Origin of the sequence: Streptomyces caelestis (assembly GCF_001279005.1) — a bacterium.
In the GTDB taxonomy this organism is placed as follows: Bacteria; Actinomycetota; Actinomycetes; order Streptomycetales; family Streptomycetaceae; genus Streptomyces; species Streptomyces heliomycini.
Genome location: NZ_LGCN01000168.1, coordinates 1 through 245, shown reverse-complemented (window position 1 = coordinate 245; position 245 = coordinate 1). Strand labels below are relative to the sequence as shown.

The following is a 245-nucleotide window of genomic DNA, read 5'->3' as shown; positions in this document are numbered from 1 at the left end:
GGCGACCTCGAGGGTCTCCAGCTCGTCGGCGTCGAAGCCCTCGAACGCGGTGTCGGCGTCGTTCTTGATGTCCTTGGCGGTCATGTCGTGGTCCTTCCGGGATCCGTGGGTGGGTGGTTCAGCAGGCCGAGCAGGTGCTGGACGAGGAGGAGGAGGTGCCGATCGAGCCGCTGGAGGCGCCCATCTCCGGCAGCGCCACGCCGTCGGCGACCTCGAGGGTCTCCAGCTCGTCGGCGTCGAAGCCC

General features: G+C 69.4%; 1 protein-coding gene. It reads right to left on the bottom strand.

Going from position 1 to position 245, the window contains the following annotated elements:
* Positions 1-118 precede the first annotated feature (118 nt).
* On the bottom strand, positions 119-245 hold a 127-nt coding region (locus ADK41_RS43920), incomplete at its 5' end, for a thiazolylpeptide-type bacteriocin (RefSeq protein ID WP_078941188.1).